The organism is Hyphomonas sp., from assembly GCF_018402285.1.
In the GTDB taxonomy this organism is placed as follows: Bacteria; Pseudomonadota; Alphaproteobacteria; order Caulobacterales; family Hyphomonadaceae; genus Hyphomonas.
Genome location: NZ_JAGYJH010000005.1, coordinates 1 through 16,166, shown reverse-complemented (window position 1 = coordinate 16,166; position 16,166 = coordinate 1). Strand labels below are relative to the sequence as shown.

Below are 16,166 nucleotides of genomic sequence, written 5' to 3'. Positions count from 1 at the left end.
TCAGCCGGTCCTGCCAGCTTGGCAAAGGAGTCCGAGCGCGTAAAGACGCTGCCTTTGGCAAGCGACGCCGTCCGGCTCGCGTTCGCAGATCGCCGGATCGCAGTCTGCACTTCCTTCCGGGCAGACTTCCAGCTGGAGGGATTTTGAAGCCTGGACCAGCGCCCCGTTTGAGGCATTCTTGATTGCCGGCCATTCCTCGCCGCCCGACAGGCGCAACTGGAGATCGGCGTCGGCAGAATAGATCGAGCAAGCCAATTTTTCATGTTCCGACGCCTGGATGCTGGTGCGCGAACCGGCCCAATCCCGTCTGATCGCATCATCAAGGTCAATGAATGTTGCCACCAGCGACCCTGGCTCCCGGCTTGCAGCCCGCGCCTCGGACTGGATCGACGAGGTCAGCAGCCGCGTATCCAGCAAGGCGGTATAAGACTTGATGACCTCGCAATTGGCAGCGGTCGTCTGGTCTGTGACCGAAGGCATGCACACGCTCGCAGAGGCAGAACGGACTTCTTCCATTCCTGCGCGGGCTGCCGTCTGCGCGTCCCCTGCATTGCTGCTTTTGGCGAGAAGGTAATAGGCCACCGCGCTGACACGCAGGCATTGTGACACGAGGGGCTGGCTGGCGGACTTGAAAGCGCCGCAGGCAGCTGCCGAGGACTTCAGTTCAGGCACCAGGGACGCAATCAGTGTCTGCTGGGATGCGTACCCGGAGGCCGCCTCGATCTGGCTTTGGTATCCGAAGACTTTCTCGGACTCCACTTCAGGCACAGACGAGGCGCACGCCGCCAGAATTATTGCCGCCGCGCAAAGGGCGCCGATCCGGATCGAACTAGTTTTCATCCTGCATCCTCCATATGTCCCTGCGGGACCAGACTTGCCGTAAGGACGTCGAGCAAACGCTCTTCAGTCAGTTCACTGACGGAGTCTGCGCCTCTCTGCAGGACGTCTGCGACATAATAACGATAGATCCTGATCCATTCACGCGAGCCAATGACCAAGCGCGCATCACGCGAAGCAGCCAGCGCATTGAGACGCGACACAAGCTCCCGGACGGCGTCAAGATGCGCGCCCAGCTTGTCTTCGCTCGAGAGGATGTTGAGCACGCCGGTACTTGCAGCATCAAGCGTTTCGATGATGGCGTCACTCAGTATCTTCCCAAAAAGGACCTGGCCCGGTCCATCCGGGTTCTCAGATACATTCCGGCGGGCTTCGGCTAGAATGACGTCTATCAGACGCTTGGCCATCACCCCGGATGCCGTGTTGCCAAAAAGCGTGTTCGGGTTCTCTAGCGCAGCGTTTACGCAGGCCAGCGTCACCAGCTGCCATTCTTCTGCCGCCAGCAATCCATCTTCATCTGCCCCTATCGCCTCGGCAATGGTCCGGGCCACGAGCACCACGTGGGGGCTGGACTCCTTGCCAAGGAAGACTGTCGGCGAACGCGCCGCATAGTCAGCAACGGTCTTTATGATCTCGAGCATCTGACTGCGGCCAAACCTGTCAAAGACAGCGCTGGCGGCGCCCGGCGCACCTCGCAATTGGGAAGCCTCCTTGAAGCCTTCAAAAATGTCGCGCAGCAGGCTCGTGGCAAGCGATGCACCCAGCTGGGCCTGGAGGCTCGCATCCGGCCCGGCTTCAAGGCGGCTGAGCGAATGGTTTGCAACAGCATCGATCGTCAAGGCCAGAAGATCGCCCGCCAATGCCTTGTCGAACCGGCGAAGCAGGGTGTTGTCCTGGAAGAGCTCAGCGGCGCCGGAAAGAAAACCGCGCGCAGCCAGCATGTCAGCGCCCGGATTATCAGATCGCAGGAAGAGTTCGGGGCGCTCCTGCGCCGCGCTCAACGTCTTGCGCGCAAGCACTTCTATGCTTTCCGGGCTGAATACTCTCCGGAGATTAAAGGAGGCAGCGCCTCCTGCTACATATTCTCCGAATGTCGAACGGATCACGACCCCGGCAAGGCGATCCGCGCTGGCGCCCCCCTTGAAATAGGCGTCAGTGTTCTGAGCAATTACCCGAACCGCCGCAGCGCCCATAGGGCCGGAAAACATATCCTTCAGCCGTCCCTCAGCCGAAACCAGGGAGGCTAGTCCATGGCGGCTGACCTCCTCCTGCAGAGGGTCGAGCACTCCAGACACGAGCAGCTGCCATCTCGGCTCGGTGCTGACCAGTTGGGGCTGGTCTATGAGGGTCTGGATTGCGCCTTCGGCGAATGCAGAAGACAGGCGCGCCGCATTGACGCCGGCCTGAGCGTCATGAGGCGCATAGGCCCTGGCGATATTTGGCAGGGCCGCCGCGATGACCGCCCGCATGGCCTTGCCCCCACCAAGAAGTTCCGGTCGCTGCGCCAGTACATCAAGCGAAAGGTCCAGCATACTGCTGGCAAACCGGCCCCAGGGGGATGTGGGCTGCTTTCCGGCCAGCCATGATGTCAGCCACTCGGCCTGTTCATTGGCATAAAGCGCATTCATGCCCAGGGCATGATCATTCCTGAATTCGGTGGCCAGCAGCAGCATGCGGGCGATGAGCGTCTGAAAACGCCCTTCATCCAGGACAATGGGTCGGTCCCCGGAGAGTTTGACCCCCGGAATCGCAGTGCGCTGATCGAGCTCGATAACCCCGTCAAATTCCCGGCCACGGTCGCAGTGCCCGCCATCGACGGCCACCCTGGCGGCCCATCGCTGCACAGCCGGGGAGTAAATGCCAGCAGCCAGGCTCGCCTCGTCTGCCTCCGCAGACAAGGTGCTGCGCAGGGAAAGGCCCACCTTGCGGGCGGCCTCATTCTTCTCAAGCCGGTTCTCGAGGTAGGCCTTACGCGCATCGCCCTGGATCCGCATCAGGCTGACCAGCGCGACGGCGAAACTGTCAGGAGACAGGAAACTCATGCCTTGTTGCCTCGCACCGCACCAGGCGGGCGGCGCAGACCGGCCTGAGGCTGCCCCTCAACGCTGGAAGGCCCGGAAACTACGTTAAGGCTGGACTGGCCGAGCCGGGCACCCATCGGCGCGACCCCTCCGCCGCCCAGGGCGCGGGACGCCTGGCCGCCAGCGATCAGGAAAGAATCCGTCATTTCCTGAATATTCGCTTCTTCGCTGCCGCGCTTGGCTGGCAGGCTTGCAACGACAGCGCTGTCTTCGGCCGCCGCAGCCTGCTTGGCCTGAACGACCTGGCGACCGGCCAGCGAAGCTGCCCTGTTGAACAGGTCAAACCAGAACGGCGCCCCCAGGCCCAGCAAGCCAGCCGTGGCCACAACCGACATCAGCCAAACGAACCAGTTTCCCGGTGATTTGAGCGCCTGGTTCAGCGCCGAAGGCACAAACAGGGTCTCATCGACAAACGGAATTCTGACCTGGCCATGCGAGGGTGTCTCGTCGCAACGGTCATCAACGCGCCGCGCTACGGTCTCGCCGGACACCAGGATACCTTCACAGAACGGAAAATAGGCCCGCCCAACAGGAAGACGTGTTTTGAGCTGGATCTCGTCTATAGCTGTCAGATAATCTGAAACAACTTCGGTCCCGTCCGCCGCTTGCGGTTCAATCTCAGCTGTCGGCGCCTGCTGAAAGGTCGATTCCACAAAACTGATGGCGCGGCCGGCTACGGCTTCGTTGCGAGCGAGGCTGGAGTAGATTTCAATTGCGTTGATGTTGCCAATCGCCACGAACCCGAATGCGAACACGCCGGAAAGCACCTTGGCCCGGCGTCTGAAGTAATCTCCTTGCGCCACCCCTACCCGGTCGAATTCGTACGCCAGCTCCGAAAGTACCCGCTGGATGGACGCGCGGTCTGAGCGAAGGAGTTTCTTGCCAAACTCTGTCTGGGCAAGCTGCTCGGCAAACTGGCGCTTCGACAATCTCTCGAACCGGCGCTGCGAGATATTGAGCCCCCAATTGGACGGCCACCACCAGCGTCCGTGCCCTCCATAAGAAGGACTGCGTGTCATCCCGTCTGCAAACTCTGCGGCTGAATTGCGAAGGCCCTTGAAATCTTTTTCGGCAAGCGAAGCATCCAGGCGCCGGACAACGTTGAGATGCATGGATCGAAGCATCTCCTGCAGGCCCGATCGCCTTAATGACAATGCTTTGTGAAACGCCTCGACCGCGACGGTGACGACCGTCGAAAATATCGCCATGATACCTGCAAAAGCAGCGAGCGCGACGAGCCAGCTCATTCGCGGGCGCTCACTGAAGCAATGAGATGCCCCGTAGATTCGCGAACCATATCAAGTCCTCCCACTACTTGATCGTTAATCAATCGTTAGCAGATGGCCGCCGCAGGGAAAGCCCTAATTGATCTCCGCTAGTTTTGAGGAGCAGGCCGCGTCGAACGCCTGTGTCCCTCAAGGGCATGCAGGCCCCTGCCTGCCACTCGGCAACGTTTACGTTCAGGTATCCGTGTCTCGGTAGGACGCATTTAGTGGGGGGATTTGCCGAAATCGCCAGCCTGCAGAAGCGCCGCGCCATCCCAGCACCGCAGGGCTTTTGGTCTTCCTTCGCCGCTTGTTGCGCTTTGAGTGCAGGCGTCACACGCCAGGGTCCGGCACATTCAGGCAATCGACTTGCGTTGCGCAGCGATCAGGCGACGCCCGGTTTGAGATCTCCGACCTGACCAGGCCCGAAGTCCCCACCTCTTTCCTTTTCGGCGACAGACAAAGATCTTTGCCCGCGCCCCTCGCCGGCCCGCGCGCCGCCAGCCATCTGGCAAAGTCCCATCCTTTCGGCACGCGACTGGGGCGTGCACCCGGACCGTCCAGTCCTTGTGCTCGTTTCGGCTGATAAAGGCGAGATGACCCTTCACGGCGAAGACGGGCAAACACTGCTCGGCCTGTCGCTTGGTCGCCGGGGAGTGCTGGACGCTGCGTTCAGCCGTGATGGCCGCAATCTGTATTCCCTCTATCAAGCCGGTGCATTCTTGATGTGGCGACCCGCGCCGCTTCTCGATGTCACGTCCGAAAACCTCTCGCAATACCTCTGCGACGAAGCTTTATACGGAGCTTCCAGCCTCACGCCGGAAGAAGAACGCTTCGCCCGAAACCTGCCAAGCAAGTCCTGAATTTAACCAAGCAAGCTTACTTTGATTGGCCGACAAACACCGGGCCGGGCAAAAATGAGACAGAAAACCGTACTTTGGATTAAGCCAAGACGCATCAAAGCCCGTGGGCACGTTCACAATAACATCCTGCTTCAGGCTTGTCGCAAGAATGGCGCGAACATCTGCCGCTATCTGGTCCTGCCGGGAATGCATCGACCATAGGTGCACGTTGGGTTCGCTGTCATGCTTGGCGTTCCTTGCTGCACCCGGCGCTGCAATCGAATGGCCCCACAGCGCCTCCCAGGTCGCCGGACCGTGCCACAGCATGGAGCCATGCTGTCTGCCGGCGCGAGGACGACGTGCCAGCAGACCTGCACGCCAGATGGAGAGCTTTGCCGCCCGCGGCAAAGGATTTCTCAAGATGGCGCTTCGATGCCGGGTCGACAGCTCGGTTTCCATGTAGCAGGACGCTTTACTCCCCTTCTCCTTTCGCGCCCAAGCGGCACTGACCGCCAAGCTAGTCATCCGCTTTGCGGGTTTGCGAAGTCTGCGCTGCGCAACGAGTGTTGAACGCCGCGACAGAGAGACAAGGCGGCGCTTTGCCTTTAGGCCAGATGTTGGGATAGTCAGATTGTCCAGATCCGGGTTAGCTTAAACGGGCAGGGTTCTTTGAAGGGGAGCAATCGATGAGCCATCTTGAGAAACGCTTTGCGCGGGGCGGCCGGAAACGCATTCTGGCGCTCGACGGCGGCGGCGTGCGGGGCCTCATCACGCTCGGCGTGCTTGAATCGATCGAGCGCGAACTCGCAGATCGTTCAGGCCGGCCAGACTTCGTCCTCAGTGACTACTTTGACCTGATCGCAGGGACCTCCACCGGCTCGATCATTGCAGTCGGTCTCGCCATGGGAATGAAGGTCGACGAGCTCGTCCGCCTCTATCTCAAATACTCGCCGTCCATCTTCCCGAAGACCCGCAGGAAAGGCCTCCTGGTCAACAAGTATGACGCTGCCCCGCTCGAAAAACTGCTCGCCGAGGTCGTCGGCGATGAGCCTCTTGAATCCCAGAAGCTGAAGACCGGCCTGATGATCTGCGCCAAACGCATGGACACAGATTCCGCGTGGGTCCTCACCAATAATCCGGCTGCAAAGTACTGGGACTGCGCAGACGATTCCTTCTTCCCGAACCGGCTCTATAGTATCCGCATGCTGGTGCGCGCCAGCACCGCCGCGCCGACCTTCTTTGCGCCCGTTCTCATCGACATCAGCTCCGGCAAGAAGGGGTTCAAGAAGGAGACCGGCCTGTTTGTGGATGGCGCCATCAGCGGCCATAACAGCCCGGCGCTGCAATCGGTGCTGACGGCCATCCTGCCGACCTACGGGTTCGGCTGGCTACCTGGCGAGGACAAACTGCTGGTCATCTCGGTCGGTACCGGCTGGCGCCGCGACCGGCGCGACCCTGCCGAATTCGTCAGGCAGAACCCGATGACCCAGGGCATTGCCGCGCTTCAGGGCCTGATCAATGACACGGTCAAGAATGACCTCATGGTCATGCAGGCCCTGTCCAACCCGAAGCTTGCCTGGCCGATTAACAGCGAAGTCGGCGGTCTGGAAGGGAGCATCATCGCCCCTGCGCCGCTCTTTTCGTTCCAACGCTATGATGCAGGCCTTGACGAGAGCGCTGTTGTCGAGGCGCTCAAGATCCAGATGATGAAACGAAAAGAACGCGAGAAACTGGTCGCAACCCTGCGCGACATGGCGGCAACGAACGAATCAAACCTGCGTGCCTGTCTCTCCCTGGGCCGCGAAGCTGGCCGGAAGGTGGAACGCGCGCACTTTCCTGATGGGTTCGATGAGATCTTCGCCGCCATCGGGCAGGCCTCGGCTCCGCCGACGGATAAAATCGGGACCGGCTCACGCATCGTGTCAACCAACCGGCTTGACAAGGATGCGTTTCGCCAGACGGCGCGCGAGACAGGCGCCGCTATCGGTCGCTACCGCAAGACGGCCAAGGTAGCGGCCCTGCCCGCCACCGAGCGCCAGACGATCGTGACCTATTGGAACGGCGAAGAGACGACCAACATCGCCGAGCCGGGGGACATGCTGGTTACAACCCTGGATGAGGCTGGCGTGCCTGTGCGTGACCAGGACGGACATATGAACACCTATGTCATCGGCGCTGCGCGGTTCGAGGCACTCTACCATCCGGTCGGCGCGCCAGTGCCAGAGCCAGGGTTTGGCGCCCTCTATGAAGCGCGCGGAGAGGTCGAGGCATTTGCCGCGCCGGGCGGCTTCGAAATCTTGGCGCCCTGGGGCGAAATGGAGCGCGCCGAGACGGGCTACATCGTGCTCAACAACGATGATGTCTATGGTGTCGCAAAAGAACTTTTCGACATGACCTATGAAAAGACAGACGGCTGATCCTGCACCCCTCCTCGCAAAGGGCGCGATTATGACCCCCTGATGCCGCAAGGTGCCGGGCCCTGCATCTTCTGTTTGACTTTGCTCCATCCGGAACGAAGGGGGGGCGCGCCCGCCTTGGCAGCGATCTTTGGGTCTCATTCCAGCCGGGATGACGCCCTTGCAAGCCATCTCGAAGCCTGGCTGCAGGCCGCTGGGATCACCGACCTCTTCATTGATCATGGTCATATTCCTGGAACGACAGTCCGATGCTCCTCCGCTCGGCCAACCGCAACAGATGAGGCCCGCCCGCCATCGGTTGGATGGGCAGGCCGAAGACACATCGAACCGCAACAACAATATCGGGCTCCATGTGGCCAGCATGCTCCAGAATGGGCCAGAGCCGCCTCAAGTCCAAGGACAGACGGAAGTGCCCGGACTGCGTCTAGGAAGATGGATGATGAGTGGGCGCAGATAGAAATCGGCGCCGTCCATACCCCGCCGCCATCTTGCCGGGCATGTGGACCGGGACGGCGGCGGGCCTTTCTTCGAAAGATCAGATCGCTCACGAAGCTTCAGTTAGCGAGGGTAGACTGATACAGTCATCGCCCCTTGCCTTGATAGTTGCTCGAATGGGCGAGATCGGAACCGTCCAAAAGCGGCGATACCAGGAGATCTAATCTGTTCCCGGAATCTGCCCCTGCCGGAACCCTTGTTTCCCTCTTCTGCCGTTGGACCTGGACAGCCCTCACCAGCCCCATTCTGCGCTGCCCACTCCGCCCGCGACAACGGCAACCGACACCATTCGAGCCAGTTGACCCAAATGGAAGATTGCCGAATACCGAGGCTCGAAATACGATCCCTCAGGTGACTGCCTGGGGACGCGAGCATGGCCAAACACGAGGCAGAAGAGCGCTACAAGGCATTCATCTCCTATTCGCAGAGGGATGCTGCCGAGGCAGGGAAAGTACAGACCTGGCTGGAGAGCTTTCGTCTGCCAAAGGCGATTGCATTACCTGGTAAGAACAGTCGCAGACTGGGCCGGATCTTCCGCGACAAGACCGACCTCACCGCCGCACCTCAAATGTGGCCTGCGTTACAGGCAAAGATTGCCGCGAGTGAATACCTAATCGTGCTTTGCTCACCAAACGCTGCCCAATCGGTCTGGGTGGACAGAGAGATCCGCCATTTCCGTGAAACGGGCCGTGCTGATAAGGTGTTGGCACTTGTCGTTGCGGGGAAACCCAACTCAGGTGACGATGTCACTGAGTGCTTCCCGCCCGCCTTCCGGGAAACTGAGCCGCTCGCCGCAAGTCTCGTTTTAGATGGCCGCGCCAGCGCGCTCACTCGCATAGCCGCTGGCATAACAAACGTGCCTTTTGATGCGTTATGGCAACGCCAACGACGACGACTAAGACGCCAGATGGCACTGGGTGCCGGGTTGGTCGGTTCAGGTCTAATGCTAACGGCGGCGGCGCTTTTGGCGGGTTGGTTGGCGCTGGAGTATCAAGAGGATGCTCGCACACAGGCTGCGTTGGCCAATGAACGCTTTGCCGATGCCGAACGCCAGTCTTCCAATTTCATTGCGCGCGAAGCCAAGGGCATCTTCGTCAGCGAGAGCGGCGATCACACCACTTCAATCCTGATGGCGCTGCAGGCCGATCCGACAGCCAGCCGTAACGCGCTTCGACATCAGTTCGACGGAAAGGACGGGTATGAGTTAGCGCGTGCGCGCTTAGAGGCGGCAGTTAGTAACAATAGTATGCACCGACTGTTCGCAGGCCATGCCCGCGAGGTGACTTCTGTATCCCTAACCGGCGATGGCCGCCTTATCACCGGCTCAATGGACAGTACAGCCTGGCTTTGGGATTTAGAGACCGGCAAGAAGATCCGCGCCTTCAAAGGCCATGGGGGCCCTATTTTGTCCACGGCGCTGACCGGCGATGGGCGCCTCGTCACCGGTTCCAGAGACCGCATGGCGCGGCTCTGGGACTTAGAGACTGGCGAAGAGATCCGCGCTTTCAGAGGCCACAACAGCTTTGTCTCTTCCGTGGCGCTGACCGGCGACGCTCGCCTCGTCACAGCCTCGGATGATAGGACAGCGCGGCTTTGGGACTTGGAGACCGGCGAAGAGATGCGCGCCTTCACCGGTCATACCGACCGGGTCACTTCTGTTGCGCTAACCGGCGAGGGCCGCCTCGTTACCGGCTCCTGGGATGGAACGGCGCGGCTCTGGAACCTGGAGACGGGCGAAGAAATCCGCACCTTCGCTGGTCATGACGGCATTGTTTGGTCCGTTGCGCTGACTGGCGACGGTTACCTCGTCACGGGCTCTGCAGACCGCACGGCGCGCCTTTGGGACCTCGAGACCGGAAAAGAGATACGCGCCTTCACCGGTCATACCGACCGGGTCACTTCAGTGGCGCTTACCGGAGACGGTCGCCTCGTCACCAGCTCGGATGACGATAAAGCGTTGCTCTGGGACATGCAGACTGGCGAACAGATCCGCTCATTTATTGGCCATAACGGCGATGTCACTTCGCTAACATTGACTGGCGACGGCCGCCTCGTCACCGGCTCGGATGACAGCACGGCGCGACTCTGGGATCTGGCAACAGGCCTTCGAAAAAGCTTCTCCTTCAACGGCCCGACCGGTGGCTTCACATCCGTGGCGCTGACCGGCGATGGCCGCGTTGTCACAAGCTCGGATGACAATACGGCGCGGCTCTGGGAATTTGAGACTGGCAAAGAAATCCGCGCCTTCACTGGACACAATGACGATGTCACCTCCTTGGCGTTAACCGGTGATGGCCGCCTCATCACAGGGTCCTGGGACAGTTCGGCGCGGCTCTGGGACCTGGAGACCGGCAAAGAGATCCGCGCCATCACGGGGCATGAGGGCCGAGTCACTGCCGTAGCGCTAGCCGGCGACGATCGCCTCGTCACGGGCTCCGACGACGGTAACGCCCAACTTTGGGACCTGGAGACCGGCAAGAAAATCCGCGCCTTCACAGGAAGTCATGGCTGGGTCAACTCCTTGGCAGTGACGGGCGACGGCCGCCTCGTTACCGGACATGGGGATCCATGGAGTCGTGACTACTCGGCGCGGCTCTGGGACCTTGAGACCGGCGCAAAGATCCGCACCTTTTCCGGCCATAGAAGCGATGTCACTTCATTGGCGCTGACCGGCGACGGCCGCCTCGTCACAGGCTCCGAAGACGGCTCAGCGCGCCTCTGGAGCTTGGATAGCGGTGCAGAAAGCAGTGGTGAGATCCGCGCCTTTACTGACCATAACGGCCCTGTCTGGTCCGTGGCGCTTACCGGCGACGGTCGCCTCGTCACAGGCTCTGATGACGGCACGGCACACCTTTGGGACTTGGAGACCGGTGAAAAGATACGCGCATTCACAGGCCATACAATCGGTGTCAATTCCGTTGCGCCGACCGGCGACGGTCGCCTCATCACCGCCACAAGTTTTAGTGTACGGCTCTGGGAACGTCCGCCAATCACTGTAGCCCCCAATCGGAAAGATCAGGTCCGAATGGCCTGTGAGCAACTGCACCTCGCCAACGCCCCGCTTTGGTTTACGCGGGCGGATCTGAGCAACTTTACCGTCCTTCAAGCTGAGCCGCGCCTCGACCCGAGTGACCCCAACAGCGATTTCGTCTCGCCTTGCCGCTGTTTCCTCCCAGATGACATATTTGACCACCCGGCCAACAAATGCCCGGAAGGCCTGCCAGGATCAGGCTCGATGTCAAATCTGGGTTAGCGCAGCCCTTCGGCTGACAGTATTGCTGCGACCGCCTGCCGCGATCGTATATCGTTCATCCGGGGCCGTCGAGATCGACCGGAAAAAAATAAATTCAAGTCGGCATCTTTCCAGCTTGTTGCCGCCCGCAAAGCTTTAGGCTCTCATTTGGTTTCATGACGGGCGCAAGTTACGATTAAAACAAAAAACTCTAATAGTTCTTTACACGAATGAAGTGGCTTTGGGAAGATTTGAGTTACTCAAGATTGCGCGGAGAACGGAGGGGCGCGGCTAGAGGACATCTGCAGCCGATCTTGACAGGCTACTCCATACAAAATCAAACTCCAGGCGCTCATTTTCGAAGTGCGGATCGCTTGCGAGAACGGTCATGCATGGGCTGTCTGCGGTGGGGCTAGAAATCGAATAATGAGTCAGAAGTGCCTCATTTTCATTGATCTGTGCGAGCCCTGTCATGAAGCCTTTTGACTGAACTCGGATTTCGCCATGACCACCGAGTACGCTTGACCACATTTCGATGCCCGACATCACTTCATTCTTGATGGATTCAAAATACTTAGATGAGTAATCGCGAAGCTGATGTTCGAGTACGGCATTTTCAGGATCCATCAAAAGAACTTGGATCTTTACTCCGCGGTCTACAGCGTCTTTCACAGCGTAAAGAAACTCGTCCTTCATCGGCACTTGGAAGAAGGCTATTCCTCGAAATTTTAGAAACTCCTTTGCTTCCGAAACAAGCCTGGCTCGTTCGCGAGGATCGAGTTCGTTGGTTCGCCGGAGGACTCGCGAGGTCGTGCGCGCAGCTCCCAGAGGGGAAATGTTTGGCCGAAAGGGAACGCGTTGTTCGGAGTTCGAAATCTGAAGCTGCAAATCATTGATTGCTTGAGTAAGACGTTTCTGGTGCAGGCCGTCCATGACACTGCGAGGTTTTAAGTCATAGGTCAAAACTCGCCGGTCCTTGATATCGAAAGGAATGGAAGTTCCCTCTTCAATCAAGAGTATTATTGGTCTTGCAGCAGCCTCAGCGATCGCAACTTCGTAGAATACATTAGGATTATGAAACGTAAGTACGGCAATCAACAAGTCGTCGCCGAGAATGCAATCATACATCTGCTCTGTAATGATGCCGGATCGAGTGTCATGGTCGGCTCGTTTAGGAGCAAAGTCAGCCGCTTCGCATGCCGGTTTGATTATATAGTCAAATAGGTCGTCTGCATGCTCTCGGATTGTAGATTTAGACTCGCCGATTGGGCTGATCACAAAGCAAGATTTTTGCGGCATTCGTGGGCCTCCATATGCCGGATGTACTGCTAGATATGGTACAGTCCAAATTCGATGGCAATCGGCTCCCAGGTCGCAATAACTTGCACCGGCGCCTGACCCGCACCGACATCTTGGGTCCAAAGATTACTGGAAATTGAGAGAGGAGCGCTGCTTTAAGCCTGGAGACTGTGTCTGCTTTCGGCGACCAAGCCGGAATACACCCGCATCTGAGCGGCAGCGATGAGCGCACAACGAGATGTAAGAATTCAGCGTTCGTTCCGGCATGGCTGGCCCTTTTGGGCCGGCCAGCAAGATTCCTGCATCATAATCCTGGGCCAAACACATTGCTCTGCTTAAGGACGCCATCGCTTCCCAACCAGCCTAGTACCCTGCGTTGGGTGCTGTCAGGCTAATGCGAACCAAGCTCTGTTGTTCGCGTACAAGCGGGTGCATTGCGCCAAGAAGTTCCCGCCATTTGCGAAGCGCGGCGTCTCGTCTGGCTTTGAATTTTGCACGAGAGTAAAGGTGCCTTTCGAGATTAAAATTATTGTATACTGAAGAATGGGTGGATGCGAACTTCTGGAGACTTCGCATTCGCCTGAAGCGCGACATCGCCTGCTCCCGTCGTCGCAGCGGTAGGTGCGAATTCTCGGCACGATTATTCAACTGCCGGCCCGTCTCCTGGCGCTTCTCGTTGCCGATTGTCTTCATCGCCGCATGATAGGACGGACACTTGTCTGTCGCCAAAACTTCCGGTTTGCCGTATCGCTTCATTGCTTTTCTTGGGAATTTCAAAGCAGCGGCCTTGTCGCGCCTCTTTGTGACGTAAGCTTCCAGAACCTCTCCTTCGTGATCGACAGCTCGCCACAGATAATGCGTGTCGCCCCGGATTTTCACGAACACTTCGTCGAGGTGCCAGCGCCATTAGTTTACTCGGCGCATGGCCTTAGATCTCCGCTTACGGATCTTGTTCGCGAAGTAAGTTCCGAAACGGCCTACCCAAAGCCTCACACTTTCATGGCAGACGTCGATGCCGCGTTAATGCAGCAGGTCTTCGACATTGCGAAGTGAGAGCGGGAATCGGACCTATATCAGCACGCTAAGATGGATGATCTCTGGCGAGGTCTCGAAGTAACGAAACGGCGATTTGGTTATTCCTAGAGGCTACGCCGTCGAAATCACCCTTCAACCCCGGTTGCCCCGACAACAACATCGCCACAGCCTTCGCCCGGAACGACTATGCCTCTGCAAAGACCCAGTGGCGCCATGGCGCCGATCAGACGCGGCCGACACTACCCAAGCTCGCCGCGCTGATGGACGAGGGAGAAGAGGACGTCCTCGCCTACATGACGTTCCCTCAGCAGCATCGTACGAAGCTGCACAGCACGATCCCCGTCGAGCGCCTCTACGGCGAGATCAAGCGGCGCACCGATGTCGTCGGCATCTTCCCCAATGAAAACGCCATCCGCAGAATGGTAGGAGCGATCTTCATGGAACAGACGGAGGAATGGGCCGTACAGAGAGCACACCACATGACGCTGGAAACCCTCGCCCCAGTCTGCGATACCCCCCCCTCATCAGCCTGCCAGCAGCACAGGTCAGCTGATCAGCTCAGCCTGGCCAAGACCGTCAGACCAATGACGAGCTACACCACTTGCTGGGACACAGTCTTAAACGGGTTAGACCCGACTGCACAAACTCAAGAGTTTGCCCCTTTGGAAAAATACAGCAAGGCTCATCCGGCCCCATCCGAGCGGGTCCGCAGAATAGCGCTGGCCATTCCCAATGATCTTACCACACAATAATTTTTTTGTGTGGTATTTCTTGTCTTTACCGCACAAGAATATTATTGTGTGGTAGAAATGGGAGAACGAAAGTGGCGTTTCGCAGGCACACTCAGACGGCGCAGACCGCTTATCACGATCTGGTCAGCCTCCTGCTGGACGACGCTGTGAGCGACCTCCAGGGGGCACCTGCCTCACGGCTCATAAACAGAAAGACCTACTGGTATGACCGATACCGGATCGGAACCCGTATCCACGAAAGATACCTGGGGGAGGAAACCCCCGACCTTCTTTCGCGCCTGGAAAACCACAACAAGCTGAAGGAAGCGCGCGCCCTCCGGCGCCAGGAGCGTGCCCGGATCGTGCGGCTGCTCAGGAGCGAGCGCTTCCTCGGCCTTGATGGGGCAACGGGCAGCCTGCTCGCAGCCCTTGCAAGGACAGGGACCTTCCGCCTTGGAGGCACACTTGTCGGGACCGCGGCGTTTCGGCTTTATGAGGGGGAACTGGGCCTGCGGCTGTCGATGGACCAGCTGGCGATGACGAATGACATCGACATCGCGAGCTTCGAACGCCTATCGCTTGCGCTAAATGACAAGGTGGAACCCTCCCTCCAGCAGGTACTCGGCGGCTTTGAGTTCGAACCTGTCACCACGCTGGACAGGAACAAGGTCTGGCGTTGGCGCCAGTCCACCACCCAGACCATGGTGGAGTTCCTGACGCCTTCGTTTGAAGACGCCGAAGGTATCCGGAACCTTCCCGCGCTGGGCGTCAGTGCGCGGTCCTTGCATTTCATGAATTACCTCATTGCCGAACCGGTCGCGGCCGCAGGCGTCTACCGGGAAGGGATTCTCGTCCAGATCCCGCGACCAGAGCGATTTGCGATCCACAAGCTCATTGTGTCCAGCCGCCGCAAAGATGGTCCTGACAGCCTGAAAGCACGCAAAGATCTTCTGCAGGCAGAGCTCCTCATTGACGTACTCGCAGAAGACCGGCCTCTTGACCTTGAAGAAGCTTACCACGATGCGATGTCGCGCGGTCCGCGCTGGCGCGAATTGATCACCCAGAGCCTCACCCGATCAAAAGCAGCAAGCCAGCGCATCGCCTCGCTCGCCCCCGGCGGCTGAGGTGAATACCGACAAGTGAGATCTGGCCAACCGTGATCGCGGGCTTCTGAGCCGTGCCGAGTAGAGCCGCCCCAACAACGGGATCGGGCTTCCCGCCGACCAGTTCCACGGCCTCAGCGCGCTCCACGATTTCCGCAACAGGCAGGCGTGCGACTGTCCCGACGTCCAGATATCGAAACCCTTTCACACGGGCGAGTTCCTGCGCCGCCTCAAACCGAACATCTGCCTCACCGGAGTTACCGGCAACCCTGGCAGCTCAAAGGCCAAATGCGATACGTAGGTCTTAGTTGAACCCGAGCAGCGCACTGCCCTGCTCCATCGCCCGAACGGCCGATGTGGAGACTGCGAATGGCACGAGTCTGATGCCCGTCCACGACCGTCGTTCGCCCTTAGCGGACGACGAGGTCCAAGTGGCGAACCGGTACTCCCCCGGCCATTACGCAGCAACTTGCCGAAGCCCGGAGATTCGTCATCTTGATCGCTTGCTGCAATTCGACAGAACGCGCCATTGATGGCAGTGGAACGGTTTGAAACGCTAGGGCTCTGTCGGTCTACTCCCCTACAAGCACGGGCCTGCCTCCAAGGTGCGGGGGGACCACGCCCCCTAACAGCCGGAAAAGGCTCTCTGTCGTTCCATGCCGGCGACCGTCAAGTGGTCCCGCACGAGCCAGACGCGTGCTAGCGCTAACCAGTGAGTCGCCACAACGGAACGCCCCGCGCCGCTCTGAAACACCGTCATTCTCCTACGGGAACCGGCTTAGCCAAAATGCAGATTAGACCGCGCGAACAAAAAACGGGAATGCACTAG

Annotated in this window: 8 protein-coding genes and 2 pseudogenes; 5 read left to right on the top strand and 5 right to left on the bottom strand. The window is 59.1% G+C overall.

The window, feature by feature from the left end; genetic code table 11:
• The 3 genes from KG722_RS11470 to KG722_RS11460 are packed head-to-tail and all read right to left on the bottom strand — an operon-like array spanning nt 1 to nt 4,165.
• Complete coding sequence (locus tag KG722_RS11470; protein ID WP_213271925.1) at nt 1-840, bottom strand: hypothetical protein; 840 nt, start codon at nt 838-840, stop codon at nt 1-3.
• The gene (locus KG722_RS11465; protein ID WP_213271924.1) at nt 837-2,879 is read right to left on the bottom strand and encodes a hypothetical protein; all 2,043 of its coding nucleotides are present in this window, start codon (nt 2,877-2,879) and stop codon (nt 837-839) included. Before KG722_RS11465 ends, KG722_RS11470 begins: the two co-directional genes overlap by 4 nt.
• On the bottom strand, nt 2,876-4,165 hold the full coding sequence (locus tag KG722_RS11460; RefSeq protein ID WP_213271923.1) for a hypothetical protein: 1,290 nt from the start codon (nt 4,163-4,165) through the stop codon (nt 2,876-2,878). The genes KG722_RS11465 and KG722_RS11460 overlap by 4 nt, the downstream gene beginning before the upstream one ends.
• Before the next feature lie 614 nt (nt 4,166-4,779).
• Between KG722_RS11460 and KG722_RS11455 the strand changes: the two genes are divergently transcribed.
• From KG722_RS11455 to KG722_RS11445, 3 genes are all read left to right on the top strand, one after another.
• Entirely contained in the window at nt 4,780-5,046 is a 267-nt protein-coding gene (locus KG722_RS11455) for a hypothetical protein (RefSeq protein WP_213271922.1), read from the top strand.
• Nucleotides 5,047-5,711: 665 nt separating this feature from the next.
• Nucleotides 5,712-7,442 carry a patatin-like phospholipase family protein gene (locus tag KG722_RS11450; protein ID WP_213271921.1) on the top strand — a complete coding sequence of 577 codons (1,731 nt, stop codon included), beginning with the start codon at nt 5,712-5,714 and terminating at the stop codon, nt 7,440-7,442.
• Between the two features lie 868 nt (nt 7,443-8,310).
• Nucleotides 8,311-11,190, top strand: coding sequence for a TIR domain-containing protein (locus tag KG722_RS11445; protein ID WP_213271920.1), 2,880 nt, complete (start codon nt 8,311-8,313; stop codon nt 11,188-11,190).
• Nucleotides 11,191-11,460: 270 nt separating this feature from the next.
• Here KG722_RS11445 and KG722_RS11440 read toward each other — a convergent pair whose 3' ends face one another.
• Nucleotides 11,461-12,468, bottom strand: coding sequence for a hypothetical protein (locus KG722_RS11440; protein WP_213271919.1), 1,008 nt, complete (start codon nt 12,466-12,468; stop codon nt 11,461-11,463).
• 363 nt (nt 12,469-12,831) lie between these two features.
• Nucleotides 12,832-13,500 (bottom strand): annotated as a pseudogene (locus KG722_RS11435) (IS6 family transposase).
• Between the two features lie 161 nt (nt 13,501-13,661).
• Here KG722_RS11435 and KG722_RS11430 point away from each other — a divergent pair.
• Both KG722_RS11430 and KG722_RS11425 read left to right on the top strand, forming a co-directional pair.
• A pseudogene (locus tag KG722_RS11430) lies at nt 13,662-14,056 on the top strand (transposase); the annotation flags it as partial.
• 270 nt (nt 14,057-14,326) lie between these two features.
• Nucleotides 14,327-15,358 carry a GSU2403 family nucleotidyltransferase fold protein gene (locus KG722_RS11425; RefSeq protein WP_213271918.1) on the top strand — a complete coding sequence of 344 codons (1,032 nt, stop codon included), beginning with the start codon at nt 14,327-14,329 and terminating at the stop codon, nt 15,356-15,358.
• Nucleotides 15,359-16,166: the final 808 nt, after the last annotated feature.

Excerpts from the sequence above, each read along its gene's own strand:
- KG722_RS11445 (WP_213271920.1), top strand. The coding sequence starts at position 8,311 with ATGGCCAAACACGAGGCAGAAGAGCGCTACAAGGCATTCATCTCCTAT.
- KG722_RS11455 (WP_213271922.1), top strand. The coding sequence starts at position 4,780 with ATGACCCTTCACGGCGAAGACGGGCAAACACTGCTCGGCCTGTCGCTT.
- KG722_RS11450 (WP_213271921.1), top strand. The coding sequence starts at position 5,712 with ATGAGCCATCTTGAGAAACGCTTTGCGCGGGGCGGCCGGAAACGCATT.
- KG722_RS11470 (WP_213271925.1), bottom strand. The coding sequence starts at position 840 with ATGAAAACTAGTTCGATCCGGATCGGCGCCCTTTGCGCGGCGGCAATA.
- KG722_RS11460 (WP_213271923.1), bottom strand. The coding sequence starts at position 4,165 with ATGAGCTGGCTCGTCGCGCTCGCTGCTTTTGCAGGTATCATGGCGATA.
- KG722_RS11465 (WP_213271924.1), bottom strand. The coding sequence starts at position 2,879 with ATGAGTTTCCTGTCTCCTGACAGTTTCGCCGTCGCGCTGGTCAGCCTG.
- KG722_RS11440 (WP_213271919.1), bottom strand. The coding sequence starts at position 12,468 with ATGCCGCAAAAATCTTGCTTTGTGATCAGCCCAATCGGCGAGTCTAAA.